Annotated in this window: 2 protein-coding genes (1 of these 2 running past the window's edge); both read right to left on the reverse strand. The window is 71.6% G+C overall.

Annotation, left to right across the window (positions count from 1 at the left end):
• Window positions 1-1,245, reverse strand: a complete 1,245-nt coding sequence (gene ccrA, locus RWE79_RS01615) for a crotonyl-CoA carboxylase/reductase (protein ID WP_475938187.1) — start codon at window positions 1,243-1,245, stop codon at window positions 1-3.
• Window positions 1,245-15,082, reverse strand: partial view of an amino acid adenylation domain-containing protein gene (locus tag RWE79_RS01620; protein ID WP_475938188.1) — the 3' portion only. It continues 4,309 nt past the right edge of the window; only the last 13,838 of its 18,147 coding nucleotides appear in the window; its start codon lies beyond the right edge, outside the window — the gene reads right to left on this strand; the stop codon is at window positions 1,245-1,247. The genes ccrA and RWE79_RS01620 overlap by 1 nt, the downstream gene beginning before the upstream one ends.

The raw sequence follows: 15,082 nt of genomic DNA on the forward strand, positions 1-15,082 counted from the left end.
TCATGGAACATCCCTGAGTCCCAGCTCGGGAGAATTCACAAGGATCGCCACATTGCCCGGCGGCTGTTTGCCGTCGTAAACAATCTGATGCGCCTGCCCGATGTCCGTGAAAGGCATGGTCAGACTCAGGCAGGGATCGACGTGCCCTGCCGCGACGAGATCGACGATGGCTGCGGTCTGGCGCACGTTCGCGGCGTGGGAACCCTGGAGGCGCTTCTGGAACATCCAGAGGAAGCGCAGGTCGAGGGTCCCGTCGTAGCCGCTGGTGCCAGCGCAGGTCACGACCATGCCGGCCCGGTCGCAGACATAGACCGAGGTCGGCAGGGTGGCCCGCCCCGGATGCTCCAGGACGATGCTCGGGGATCTGCGCTCACCGAGCGTGTCCCAGAAGGCGCGGCCGAATTCACGGACGCCCGACATAAGTTCCCGATAGGCGACCGCATCGTCCGGATCCGGCAGTCGACCCCAGTGGTCAAAATTGCTCCGATTGATGACCCCGCGGGCTCCCAGACGCTTACAGTAGTCGAATTTGTCGTCGTCCGAAACCACGGCGACAGGAATTCCGCCGAAATACTTTGTGATCTGGATCGCCATGGAACCCAGGCCGCCGGCGCCGCCCCAGACGAGCACGGGGTCTCCCGGCCGCACGGTGTGGGGGTGCCAGCCCAGCAGCATGCGGTAGGACGTGGAACCGCCCCCCAGGAAACAGCCGGCCTCCTCCCACGTCAGGTGCGGGGGCTTGCGGTGGCACTGGTACTCGTCGGCCACGGTGAACTGCGCGAACGATCCGAAGTTCGACTCGTAACCCCAGGCCCGTTGGGACCGGGAGGCGGTCGGGTCGACACCGAGGCGGATGTCCGGGGCCGACTCGTCCCAGGCGACGCCGCCGACGATGACGTGGTCGCCCACCCGCAGCCACTTGACCCCCTCGCCCACGGCCCAGACCACACCCGCGCCCTCGGAGCCCGCGATGTGGAAGTCGTGCGGGTCGCCGGCGCGCTGCCGGTCCGCGATGACGTCGGCCGGGGTGCCCAGCCCCGCCCAGATGCCGTTGTAGTTGATCCCGGCCGCCATCACCATGATGAGCACCTGGCCGCGGCCGACCTCGGGCACCTCGACCGTCTCGACCTGCATGGACCGCGCGGGCGGGCCGTACCGATCCTGCCGGATCACTCCGGCGTACATGTAGCGCGGCACTTCACCGAGCGGCGGTATCTCGCCCAGCTCGTACAACTCCCGAGCCATCAGTCGTCCTTCCGTGTGTCACAGACCTTCAGGTGCGCCGCGATCGCCGTGCCGATCGCGGTCAGCGGGACGGGCCGCAGCATGTCCTCGTGGCGGCAGTCGACCGGGTGGACCTCGATCCCGCCGCCCACGTACGGGCGCCACCGGCCCGCCTTCGCATCGGCCGCATCGGCGTCGCCGCCCGCCACGAACAGCAGCAGGTCCCCGCGGAGTTCGCGCGGCACGTACCGCGAGCGCAGTTCGATCCCGGAGCGGAAGGAGTCCACGACCGTCTCCACCCGGTCGGCCAGCAGCGCCGCGAGCGGTCCTCCACGGCCGCGCAGCAGTGCCGCGCCGGCCTCGGGGGTCAGCTCGGCATCGCCCCGGTCAGGACCGACACCGGCCGCGTCGAGCAGCGCGCCCAGAACCTGCACGGTCGGCGGGACCACGGCCCGCTCGCCCGGCGTCGCGGGGTAGGAGTCGAGGACCGCGACCATGGCGACCTCATCACCGTCCTCTTCCAGCAGCACGGCCGCCGCCTGGGCCACCAGCCCGCCGAACGACCAGCCCACCAGGTGGTAGGGGCCGGACGGCTGCACGCTCCGGATCCGCTCCACGTAGTCGGCGGCCATCTCCTCCACGCTCGCCGGCCGGTGGCCGGGTGAGCTGAAGGCGCGGGCCTGCAGTCCGTAGACCGGGTGACCGGCCGGCAGGTACCGCAGCAGTGCCGCGTACCGCCAGCTCAGGCCGCCCGCGGCATGGACGCAGAACACCGGCGGCAGGTCGCCCTGCAGGCGCAGCGGCACCAGGACGTCCAGGCCGTTGTGGGCGTCCTGGCCGGTGCTCTCGTCGACGGCGGTGACGACTCCGGCTACCGTCGGGGCCAGGAACAGGGCCTGGATGCCCAGTTCGACACCAAGGACCTTACGGATCCGGCTGACCAGCCCCGCCGCGAGCAGCGAGTTCCCCCCGAGGGCGAAGAAGTCGTCGTCGAGGCCGACCTCGGGGACCCCCAGGGCCTGCGCGAACAGCGCGCAGACCAGCTCCTCCTGCGGAGTGCGCGGGCCCCGGGACAAGCCGGCCACCCCCGCCACCGGGCCGGGCAGCGCCGCCCGGTCCACCTTGCCGTTCCTGGTCAGCGGCAGGGCGTCGAGCACCACGAGCGCGGACGGCACGAGGTAGTCCGGGAGCGTGCCGGCCAGCAGACCCCGCAGCTCCCCCTCGTCCGGCGCCGGACGGCTCGGCGCCGGCACCACATAGCCGACGAGCCGCTTGTCACCCGGCCGGTCCTCCCTGATCAGGGAGACGGCGTGGGCCACCCCCGGAAGGGCCATGAGCGCGGCGTCGACCTCGCTCAGCTCGATCCGGAAGCCGCGCAGCTTCACCTGGTCGTCCACGCGGCCGGCGAACTCCAGGGAACCGTCGGGGAGCCGTCGGGCCAGGTCGCCCGAACGGTACATCCGGGAACCGGCCGGGCCGAAGGGGTCGGCGACGAAGGAGGCCGCCGTGCTCCCCGGGGCGTTCTCGTAGCCGCGGGCCAGTCCGGAGCCCGCCAGGTACAGCTCGCCGACGACGCCGGGCCCGACGGGTTCCAGCCACGGGGACAGTACGTACGCGGCGGTGCCCGCGAGGGGAACACCGATCGGCACGTTGTCCGGCACCGGGTCGCCCGACCGGATCATGTTGTGCACGGCGAAGACAGTGGCCTCCGTGGGACCGTAGCCGTTGGTGACGAGCGTGTCGGGGCAGGCCGCCAGCACCTTGCGCACCGCGTCGGCCGGCACGACGTCGCCACCGGTCCGCACCTCGCGCAGCCCGGCGAAGCAGCCGGGCTCCTCCTCCGCCAGCCAGCGGAACAGGCCGGCCGACAGCCACAGTCCCGTGATGCGTTCCTCCACCAGGAGCCTCGCCATGGCCCTGAGGTCCACCTCTCCGGGCGGGGCGACGACCACCGTGCCGTGGTTGAGCAGGGGCACCCACAGCTCCAGGGTCGAGGCGTCCCAGGCGTGCGGCGAGTGGAACAGCACCCGCTCCTGGCTGCCGCCGCCCCAGCATGGGTCGGCGGCCAGCTCCATCACGTCGCGGTGGGTCACCGCGACGCCCTTGGGCAGGCCGGAGGAGCCGGAGGTGAACATCACGTACGCCAGCCTGTCCGGCTGCACGGCCACGTCGGGTGCCGTCGGCTCCTGCCGTGCCAGACGCGGATCGGTGTCCACCGCCACAGTTCGCCACGCGTCGCCCGGGGCGGCCGACCCGCCGCCCGCCCGAGCCGCTTCGGTGAGCAGCACCGTCGCGCCCGCGAGTCCGAGGACGGTCCGCTGCCGCTGCTCGGGGTGCCCGGGATCCAGCGGCACGTACACCGCACCGGCCTTCAGCACGGCCAGGAAGGCGACGCCGAGGTCGAACGACCGGTCGAACAGGAGGCCCACCCGGTCCTCCTGGCCGACACCGAGTTCGAGCAGCAGCCGGGCCAGCCGGTTCGCCCGCTCGTCCAGCTCCCGCCAGGTCATCCGCTCACTGCCGAGGCTGAGCGCCACGGCGTCCGGAGTGCGCGCGGCGAGGGCCGCGAGCCGGCCGTGCACGGTGGCGGGCGCCTCCTTGCCGTCAGGGGCGGCCCCGGGAAGCACCGCCCGCGCACCACCGTCCGCCAGGTCCGCCAGCTGCCCCCGGGGCAAAAGGGGGATGCGTCCCACCGGCTGGTGCGGGTCGGTCGCGACCGACTCCAGGAGCCGGGTCAGGCGCTCCAGCAGGACCGCGGCGAGCGGTCCGCCGAGCACGTCGGGCCGGTGGTCCAGCCGGAAGCGCAGCCCCCGGTCGCGCAGCGACGCGACGAGGACCAGCGGATAGTGCGCCGCGTCCCGGCCGTGCACCGCCGTCGCACGCAGCTGCGAGGGAGCCCTCCCGGTGCTCTCGGGCAGCGGGTAGTTCTCGTACACGAAGGCCGTGTCGAAGAGCGTCCTGTGGCCCGCGATCCGCTGCACGTCTGCCAGACCCAGGTACTGGTGCCCCTGGAGTGCGGCCTGTTCGCCCTGGACCCGGGCCAGGGCGGCGCTCCACCCCTCCGAGGGGTCGAGCCGCACCCGGACCGGCAGGGTGTTGATGAACAGCCCGATCATGCTCTCCGCACCTGGCAGCTCCGGCGGGCGCCCGGATACCGTGGTACCGAACAGCACGTCGTCGCGGCCGAGGTGACGGCCCAGCACCAGCGCCCAGGCCGTCTGGACCACGGTGTTCATGGTGACGCCTGCGCGCGCCGCGTGCCGCCGGAGCTCCGCGGTGAGTCCGGGCGACAGGTCGTGGACGATCTGCTCGGGCAGGGCCGGGCCGGTCGGCGTCCGGGCCGGAGCCAGCAGGGTGGGCTCCTCCACTCCGGCGAGGGCCTCACGCCAGATCGACTCGCTCACCGCGCGGTCCTGCTCGGCCAGCCAGGAGACGTACGAACGGAACGGAACGGGATCGGGCAGCGCCGACGTGTCACCGCCGTTCTCGTACAGGGTCACCAGTTCGCGCAGGAACAACGGCATCGACCAGCCGTCGAGCAGGATGTGGTGCTTGGTGATGACCAGCCGGTGCCGCTGCTCGCCAAGACGGATCAGCAGGAACCGGACCAGCGGGGGCCGGCCGAGGTCGAACCGCCGCGCACGGGCGGCCTCCGTGAGCGAGGCCAGGCGCTCCTGCCGCACGTCCTCGGACAGTCCGCTCAGGTCGGTCTCGTCCCAGGGAAGTGTCACGGCGCGCGGCACGATCTGGACCGCCGGTCCGGCGACTCGGTGGCGGAAGCTCGCCCGCAGGTTGGGGTGACGCTCCAGCACGGCCTGGCCGGCCCCGCGCAGGGACTCGGCGTCCAGCGGTCCTTCGAGGTCGAGGACAAGCTGGACGGTGTACACGTCGGGCCCGTCGTCCGCTTCCAGGGCGTGGAAGAGCAGCCCTTCCTGGAGCGGGGTGAGCGCGAACGCGTCCGCCAGCCCCTCCGGAGCCGCCGCCAGCTCGTCGATCTCGGGCTGCGTCAGCCCCGACGACGGCAGGTCGTCCGGCGTCAGCGCGGAGCCCACACCGCCGTTGCCAGGGTCGGCCAGCGCGCGCAACGCCTCGAACCACAGGTCGGCCAGCTCCTGGATGTCGGCGCGGCCGAAGATACCGGCCGGCCAGGAGTACGTCACGTTCAGACTCGGGCCGTCGGCCTGCTCCCGGGTGACCGCGTTCATCTCCAGGGAGTGCCCGAAAGGCATCCCTGGGTCGGCGGGCAGCAGCGGGATCCTCAGGTTGGACGCGCTCAACCAGCCCGAGGACGATCCGTCGTCGCCGAGCTCCCCGGCCCCGGCGCCGACCCGCCCCAGGTAGTTGAAGCCGATCTGCGGGGTGGCAGCGCCGGCCAGGGCCGCGGCCGTGTCGGCGTTGAGGTGGCGCAGCAGGCCGTAGCCCAGTCCGTTGTCGGGCAGTGCCCGCAACTGCTCCTTGATCCGCCTTAGGGCGGCGACCGTCGCGGCGCCGCCGGCGAACGCGTCGTCCAGGTCGACCTGGCCCGGGTCGAGCCGGACCGGGAAGCGGCTGGTGAACCAGCCGACGGTCCGGGACAGGTCGATGCTCTCGTCGAACTCCTCGCGGCCGTGGCCCTCCATGTCGACCAGGAGGGCGGGCGAACCGTCCTGGGTCCGGCGCTCGCGCCAACGGGCGACGGCGAGCACCAGGCCGGTGAGCAGCACCTCGTTGATCTGCACGTGGTGGCGCGCCGGGACTCCGGTCAGCAGGGCCGCGGTCACGTCCGCCGGGAGCGCCGCCGTCAGGTGCTGCGCCGTCTCCCGGGTGTCGACCGCGGGGTCGAGCCTGCGGGCGCCGAGCAGCGGATCGGCCTGCTGCGTCTGCGCTCGCCAGAGCGGGAGTTCGGCAAGGCGGACCGGGTTCTGGGCCTCCATGACGAGTGCCTGGGCCCAGCGGCGGAACGACGTGCCGACCGGCGCGGGCGCCGGCTCGCGGCCGTCACGGACCGCCTGCCAGGCCGAGACGAGGTCGGGCAGCAGGATCCGCCAGGACACGCCGTCCACCACGAGGTGGTGGAGTACCACCAGCAGCAGGCCCCGCTCCTGCGGTCCCGCGTCGAACCACACGACCTGGAGCATCACGCCGTTGCGCGGGTCCAGACGGCGCCTGGCCGCCTCACCGTGTTCCGCCACCGCGGCGGCCACGTCGGCGTCGGCCGGCAGCTCCACCCGCGTGACGCAGTCGGCCGCGGCCACGCTGCCGCGGGCGGTGGTCTCCAGGTTCCAGGGCAGCCCCGGTTCGGTACCCGTCAGCCGGGCCCGGAGCACATCGTGGTGGTCGAGCACGGACTGGACGGCGCGGGTCAGCGTCGCGCCGCCGGCACCGCCGGGAACCCGCAGCAGCACCGACTGGTTGAGGCCCTCGAAGGGGCCGCCCAGTTGGTGGAGCCAGCGGACCACGGGGGTGCCCGGAACGGCTCCCACGCCGTCGTGCACGGCGGACCGGGCGGTGCCGGTGGCCGGCACCGGCCGGATCGCGGGAACCAGTTCCGCGACGGTCTGGTTCCGGAAGATGTCCCGGGGGGTGAGGACGAGACCGGCCTGCCGGGCGCGGCTCGCCACCTGGATAGCGTTGATGCTGTCACCGCCGATGCCGAAGAAGTTGTCGTGGGCGGCGACCTCGGCGAGGCCCAGCACGTCGGCGACGATCCGGCACAGCAGCGCCTGCACGTTCTCCCCGGCGGACGGGACCGCGGACGGCGCGCCGGTGCCGGACCCCGGGCGGGCCGCCGGGGCACTGTCCTGCTGCTTGGGCGCGGGCAGCGCGGCCTTGTCGACCTTGCCGTTGACAGTCAGCGGAACGCGCTTGAGCTCCATGAGCACCGACGGCAGCATGTGCGCCGGCAGTGTGGAGCGCAGGTGCGTCCGGACGGCGACGAGATCCAGTTCCGTGCCGGCAGCGGGCACCAGGTAGCCCACGAGCTGCCGTACGCCGGGGCGGTCCTCGCGCACGGTAGCGACCGCGTGGCCGACACCGGGTGCGGCTGTCAGGGCCCCCTCGACCTCGCCGAGTTCGATACGGAACCCGCGCAGCTTCACCTGTCCGTCGGCGCGGCCGACGAACCGCAGTCGGCCGTCCCGGAGGCGGCGGACCACATCACCGGTGCGATACATGCGGGAACCGTCGGGCCCGAAGGGGTCGGCGACGAAGCGCTCGGCGGTCAGGCCGTGCCTTCCGAGGTAGCCGCGCGCCACGCCGATGCCGGCGACGTACAGCTCGCCCGGGACGCCGACAGGGACCGGCCGCAGCCGGTCGTCCAGCACATAGGCGCGCATGTTGGGCAGCGGACCGCCAATGGGGGGCACACCCGCCTCGGGCGCCAGCGGGCCCGCCATGGTGCAGGACACCGTGGTCTCGGTGGGGCCATAGGCGTTGAACATCCGCCGTCCGCCCGCCCACTTGGCGACCAGACCGGCCGGGGCCGCCTCTCCGGCCGTCACCAGGGTGCGTATTGTGCGCAGGCTCCCCTGTGGTAGCTGGGCCAGCACGGCGGGCGGCAGCGTCGCGTGTGTCACGCCTCGCTCGCGCAGCAGTTCGGGCAGTTCGGCGACCTGGAGCAACATGTCGGCCGGGCCGAGGACCAGGCACGCACCGGCGGACAGCGGCGTGCAGATCTCGGACATCGCGGCGTCGAAGCTGAGCGAGGCGAACTGGAGCGCACGGCTGCCGGGGCCCATCGCGTACGGTCCGGTCCTGGCCAGGACCAGGTTCGGGATGCCTGCGTGCTCGACCACCACGCCCTTGGGGCGGCCGGTGGAGCCGGAGGTGTAGATGACGTACGCGGGAGTGCGAGGCATCAGCGGGCCCGTGCGGTCCGCGTCGGTCAGGTCGGCGGCCGGCACGGCGGCCAGATCGGCCGCCGTCGCGGGAGCGTCCAAGACGACCCGGCCCGCGGTCACCGAGCCGGGGAGGCTCGCCTCGGCCGCGCGGGTCGTCACGACGAGCCGCGGACGGGCGTCCTCGAACATGTAGGCGATGCGGTCGGCGGGGTACTCGGTGTCGATCGGCAGATAGGCGGCACCGGACTTCAGCACCGCGAGGACCGCGACGACCATCTCCGGGGAACGCGGCACGGCGATCGCCACGATCGACTCCGGACCCGCACCCCGACCCACCAGCAGCCTGGCCAACCGGTTCGCCCGCTCGTTCAACTCCCGGTACGACAACACCACATCGCCACCGGACACCGCCGGCGCATCCGGCGTACGCACCACCTGCGCCTCGACCATCCCCGGCACCAACAGCCCCGGAAGCTCCCGAGCCGTCTCGTTCCACCCGAACAGCAACTGCTCACGCTCACCCGGCGCCAGGATCTCCAGATCCTCCACCCGCCGGTCCGCATCCGCCACCACCGCCCGCAGCACCGCCACCAACCGACCCACCATCGACTCCACTGTCACCCGGTCGAACAGATCCGTGGCGAAGGCGGCGGTTCCGTTGAGACCCGCCGGAGCGCCCTCGGGAGAGAAGCGCTCGGAAAGCCTCACCGAGAAGTCGAACTTGGCGCGCCCCGAACCGTCGCCCGCGGGCTCGCCCACCTCCCCGCCGGCCAGCCCGGGGAGGGCCACGTCGGCCCGGCTGACGTTGTCGAGGGACAGCATAATCTGGAAGAGCGGGTGGTACGCGGCCGACCTGCGCGGGCTCACCGCGTCCACGACGCGCTCGAAGGGGACGTCCTGGTGGGCGTAGGCGGCCAGGTCGGCCTCCCGGACCCGGTCCAGCAACTCACGGAACGTGGGGTCCCCTGACGTGTCGGTGCGCAGCACCAGCGTGTTGACGAAGAAACCGACCAGGTCGTCGAGCGCCTCGTCACCCCGCCCGGCCACCGGCGTGCCGATCGGGATGTCGGTGCCGGCGCCCAGCCTCGTCAGCATGGTGGCCAGCGCCGCCTGCAGGACCATGAAGACCGTGGTCCTGCTGGAGCGCGCGAGGTCCAGCAGACCCGCGTGCAGTTCGGTGTCCAGCTCGACCGGCACCAGACCGCCCTCGTGTCCGGCCTCTTCCGGCCGCGGCCTGTCGGTCGGCAGCATCAGCTCGTCGGGCAGGCCGGCGAGGGCCCGCGTCCAGTGGGCGAGCTGCCGCGAGATCTCGCTGGCCGGGTCGGTCTCGTCACCCAGCAGCTCACGCTGCCACAGCGCGTAGTCGGCGTACTGCACCGGCAACGGAACCCACCGCGGCTCGGACCCCTCGCAACGGGCCGCGTAGGCCGCCGCCAGGTCACGGACGAGCGGCCGCATCGACGAGGCGTCGCCCGCGATGTGATGCAGGACGAGGACGAGGACATGCTCGTCCGGACCCATGACCAGCAGCTGGGCGCGCAGGGGCAGATCCGTGGCCAGCGCGAAGTCGGCCCGCCGTGCGGCGGTGACCGCCTCGTCGACACCGTCCTCCGTCACCTGCACGACGTGCAGGTAGGGACGTGCCTCGGCAGGGTCGAGGACCATCTGGCGGGGGTTGCCGTCGGTGGCGGGGAAGACCGTGCGCAGGCTCTCGTGGCGGGACACCACATCGGCGAGCGCCGCCTCCAGCGCGGCCGCGTCCAGCGGACCGCTGAGCCTGGTAACGAGCGGGATGTTGTACGTACCGGCCGGGGCGCCCAGCTGGCTCAGCACCCACAGGCGGCGTTGGGCGAAGGACAGCGGGATCTCCGCCGGCCGCTCCTGCGGGACCAGTGGCGTACGCGCCGCCGCACCACCGTCGAGACGCCAGGCCAGACCCGCCACCGTCGGGGTCTCGAACAGCGCCCGAATCGGGAGCTCGACACCCAGCACGGACCGCGCCCGCGACACCAGACGCGTCGCCAGCAGCGAATGACCACCCAACTCGAAGAAACCGTCGTCGACACCGACCCGGGCAACACCCAGAACCTCCGCGAACAAACCGCACAGGAGATCCTCCTGCACCGTCCGCGCCTCACGACGCACACCCCCCACCACAGCCGGCGCCGGCAACGCCCCGCGGTCCGTCTTCCCGTTCGGCGTCAAAGGAACGGAATCGAGAGCCACGACGGCGGACGGAACCATGTACTCCGGCAGCAGCTCCCCCACCACACGCCGCACGGCCTCCCCGTCCACGTCGAGCCCCTCAGCGGGAACGACGTAACCGACCAGACGGCGATCGCCGGGTGTGTCCTCCCGCACCGCCGCGACCGCACGAACGACCCCCGGCACCAAAACCAGCGCGGACTCGACCTCACCCAACTCGATCCGGTGCCCCCGCACCTTCACCTGATCATCGACACGCCCCACAAACTCCAGCGTTCCTTCCAAGGTCCACCGCACCACATCACCGGTGCGATACATCCGGGACCCACCAGGACCAAAGGGAACAGCGACAAACCGCTCGGCCGTCAGACCAGGCCGGCCCAGATAGCCACGAGCCACACCCTCACCCGCGATATACAACTCACCACGAACACCGACAGGAACCGGGTTCAACCGGCCGTCCAGCACATACACCCGGGTGTTCGCGATCGGAGCACCGATCGACACACGCCCATCACCCGCCAGCAGCGCACTCGTCGACCAGACCGTCGTCTCCGTCGGCCCGTACATGTTCCACACCGACACACCCGCACCCGCCAGCACCCCAGCAAGCCCACTGTCCAGCGCCTCACCACCCACCAGAATCCGCAGCCCCTCGACCGCCCCCGCATCCGCCTCCACCAACGCACGCCACAAACCAGGCGTCGCCTGCATCACCGACACACCCTCAGCACGCACCAACCGGCCCAACTCCACCGGATCACGCACCACATCACGATCGGCAACCACCACCACCCCACCCGACACCAGCGGCAGGAACACCTCCAGCAACGAAATATCGAACCCGAACGTCGTCACCGCCAGCCACCGCTCCCCCGCGGCCAACCCCACCCGCGAACCCATCGACCACAAAAAATTCCGCAGCGCACCATGCGGCACCACCACACCCTTGGGCCGACCCGTCGAACCCGACGTATACAACACATACGCCGCATCATCAGGCGACACCTCGCAGGCGCTCAGCAACTCGGCGGCCGGCTCAATGTCATCGAGGAAGGCCACTGGGGCGGCGACGCCCTCCGGGAGGGCATCGGCGCAGTCACGCGTCGACAGCACCACCGCCGGGGCGGCGTCCGACAGGATGTAACCAATCCGATCCGCAGGGAAATCGAGATCCACCGGCAAGAACGCCCCACCCGCAAGACCCACACCCAGCATCGCCACCACCGCATCCACCGAACGCGGCACCGCCAACGCCACCACCGAACCACGACCCACACCCACACCCACCAGCTCATTCGCCACACCCACCGCACGCGACCACAACTGCGCATACGACAGCGACACACCACCCCCCACCACAGCCACCGCATCCGGAGAAACACCAACCCGCTCCCCGAACCACACCGGCAACACACCCACCGGCACCACAACACCCGTCGCATTCCAACCACTCAACAACCGACCACGCTCAACCCCGTCAAGGATCTCGATATCCCCGACCAACCGCTCAGGGTCAACCACGACAGCACGCAACACCCGCTCCAGGCGGGCGACGACGAGTTCGACGGTGTCGCGGTCGAAGAGGTCCGCGGAGTAGTCCGCGACGCCCTCCAGTCCGTTCGGAACGCCGTTGGCGGTGTGCCGCTCGCCGAGGCCGAGGGACAGGTCGAACCTGGCCCACGGCGACTCGTCGGCCTCGGCGCTGACGGCCAGGTCCGGCATTTCGAGGGACGCGTCCCCCGTGTTCTGCACGGTCAGTGTCACCTGGAAGAGCGGATGGCGGGCCAGGGACCGCTGCGGGTTGAGCGCCTCGACGAGCCGCTCGAACGGCAGTTCCTGGTTGGTGTAGGCGGCGAGGTCGGTCTCCCGCACGCGGCCCAGCAGTTCTCGGAACGTAGGGTCGCCCGACGTGTCGGTGCGCAGCACCAGGGTGTTGAGGAAGAAGCCGACCATGTGGTCGAGGGCGTCGTCGGTCCGGCCGGCGATGGGAGCGCCGATCGGGATGTCGGTGCCGGCGCCCAGCCGCGTGAGGACGGTGGCAAGGCCGGCCTGGAGCACCATGAACAGGCTGGTGCCCGTGGAGGTGGCCAGCGACAGCAACTGGCGGTGCAGCTGCGCGTCGAAGGAGAACCGATGCTTCGCCCCGCGCTGGGCACCGGCCGGCGGCCGCGGCCGGTCGGTGGGCAGTGCCAGTTCCTCGGGCAGGCCGGCGAGGGCCTGCGTCCAGTGGGCGAGCTGCCGCGAGATCTCGCTGGCCGGGTCGGTCTCGTCGCCCAGCAGCTCACGCTGCCAAAGGGCGTAGTCGGCGTACTGCACCGGCAACGGAACCCACCGCGGCTCGGCGCCCTCGCAACGGGCCGCGTAGGCCGCCGCCAGATCCGCGGCCAGCGGCCGCAGGGACCAAGCGTCACACGCGATGTGATGCAGCACCAGAACGAGGACGTGCTCCTCCGCACCCACCGCCAGCAGCCCCGCACGCAGCGGTATCTCCTCGGTCAGGTCGAAGCCCCGGCCGACGAACTCGGCGATCCGCGCGTCGACGTCGGCCTCGCCCGCATCGTCGAGCACGGTCAGGCCGAGTGGCTGTGCCGAGGCGTCGCACACGGCCTGGCGGGGTTCGCCGTCCGTGGCGGGAAAGACCGTACGCAGGCTCTCGTGGCGGCACACCACATCGGCGAGCGCCGCCTCCAGCGCGGCCACATCCAGGGCGCCGCGCAGCCGCAGCACCATGGGGATGTTGTAGAGCGGACTCGTCCCATCCATTTGGTTGACGAACCAGAGGCGGTGCTGCGCGAAGGACAGCGGGACGGCCTCCGGCCGCGCGACAGGGGCCGGCGCGGGGCGGGCCGACGCGGCCCGGTCGAGTCGCTCGGCGAGGCCGGCGACGGTGGGGGCCTCGAAGAGGGCCCGGATGCCGGGCTGGGCGGACAGTACCGAGCGGATACGGCTCAGCAGCCGGGTGGCGAGCAGCGAATGGCCGCCCAGTTCGAAGAAGTTGTCGTCGATCCCGACCCGGCCGACGCCCAGAACCTCCGCGAACAGGCCGCAGAGAATGGCCTCCTGCGGGGTGCGCGGCTCGCGCCCGCGCTCGGCCGTGGTCTGCTGCGGCGCCGGCAACGCCTTGCGGTCCGTCTTCCCGTTCGGCGTCAAAGGAACGGAATCGAGAGCCACGACAACAGACGGAACCATGTACTCCGGCAGCACGGCCGCGAGATGACGGCGGATCGCCCGGACATCCGGCGTCACCCCCTCGACCGGCACCACATAACCGACCAGACGGCGATCGCCGGGTGTGTCCTCCCGCACCGCCGCGACCGCACGAACGACCCCCGGCACCGAACCCAGCGCGGACTCGACCTCACCCAACTCGATCCGGTGCCCCCGCACCTTCACCTGATCATCGACACGCCCCACAAACTCCAGCGTTCCTTCCAAGGTCCACCGCACCACATCACCGGTGCGATACATCCGGGACCCACCAGGACCAAAGGGAACAGCGACAAACCGCTCGGCCGTCAGACCAGGCCGGCCCAGATAGCCACGAGCCACACCCTCACCCGCGATATACAACTCACCACGAACACCGACAGGAACCGGGTTCAACCGGCCGTCCAGCACATAGACCTGGGTGTTGCCCAGCGGCCGGCCGATCGGGACGGCTCCGTACGGCAGTTCCTCGCCGGGCCCGATGCGGTGGTGCACGGCGCTCACCGTGGTCTCGGTGGGGCCGTAGACGTTGAACAGCGTTCCCTGCGGGCACAGTCGGCGCCAGGGCTCGACGGCGCCCGAGGCGAGGGCCTCACCGGCGACGAGAAGCTCGGCGTCGTCCGCGGCGCCTGCGACGGAGTCCGCCAGGATGCCGAGGTGGCTGGGCGTCACCTTCAGCAGGTCGAAGTGCTTCTCGACGGCGTTCTCCAGGAAGTCGGTCAGCTGGATGTGCCCGCCCGCGGTGAGCGGCACGTGGAGCGAGGTCACGGTGGTGTCGAACGACACCGAGGAGTGCAGCACGACCTCGCCACGAACGTGCTGGTAGTCGGTGACGGCTCCCGCGACGTAGTCGGCGAGGCCGGCGTGGCGTACGACGACTCCCTTGGGGGTCCCGGTGGAGCCCGAGGTGTAGGTGACGTACGCGGCATGGTCGGGCAGCAGCACGGCGGTGCGGTCCCCGTCGGCCGGGTTCCCCGAGTCGTGCCGGGCGAGGTCGGCGACCGTCGCGGCATCGTCCACGGCGAGGACGGGCTGCTCGACGCCCTTCGGCAGGTGCGGCTGGACGTCACGGGTCGTGATCACCAGGGACGGCGCGGCGTCGGCCAGCATGTAGGCGATGCGGTCGGCGGGGTACTCGGTGTCGATCGGCAGATAGGCGGCACCGGACTTCAGCACCGCGAGGACCGCGACGACCATCTCCGGGGAACGCGGCACGGCGATCGCCACGATCGACTCCGGACCCGCACCCCGACCCACCAGCAGCCTGGCCAACCGGTTCGCCCGCTCGTTCAACTCCCGGTACGACAACACCACATCGCCACCGGACACCGCCGGCGCATCCGGCGTACGCACCACCTGCGCCTCGACCATCCCCGGCACCAACAGCCCCGGAAGCTCCCGAGCCGTCTCGTTCCACCCGAACAGCAACTGCTCACGCTCACCCGGCGCCAGGATCTCCAGATCCTCCACCCGCCGGTCCGCATCCGCCACCACCGCCCGCAGCACCGCCACCAACCGACCCACCATCGACTCCACCGTCACCCGGTCGAACAGATCCGTGGCGAACTCCGCCAGGGCGTCCAGACCGGCGGGTGAGCCGTCGGCGGTGAGGCGCTCGTTGAGGC

This window comes from Streptomyces sp. RLA131, assembly GCF_056270125.1.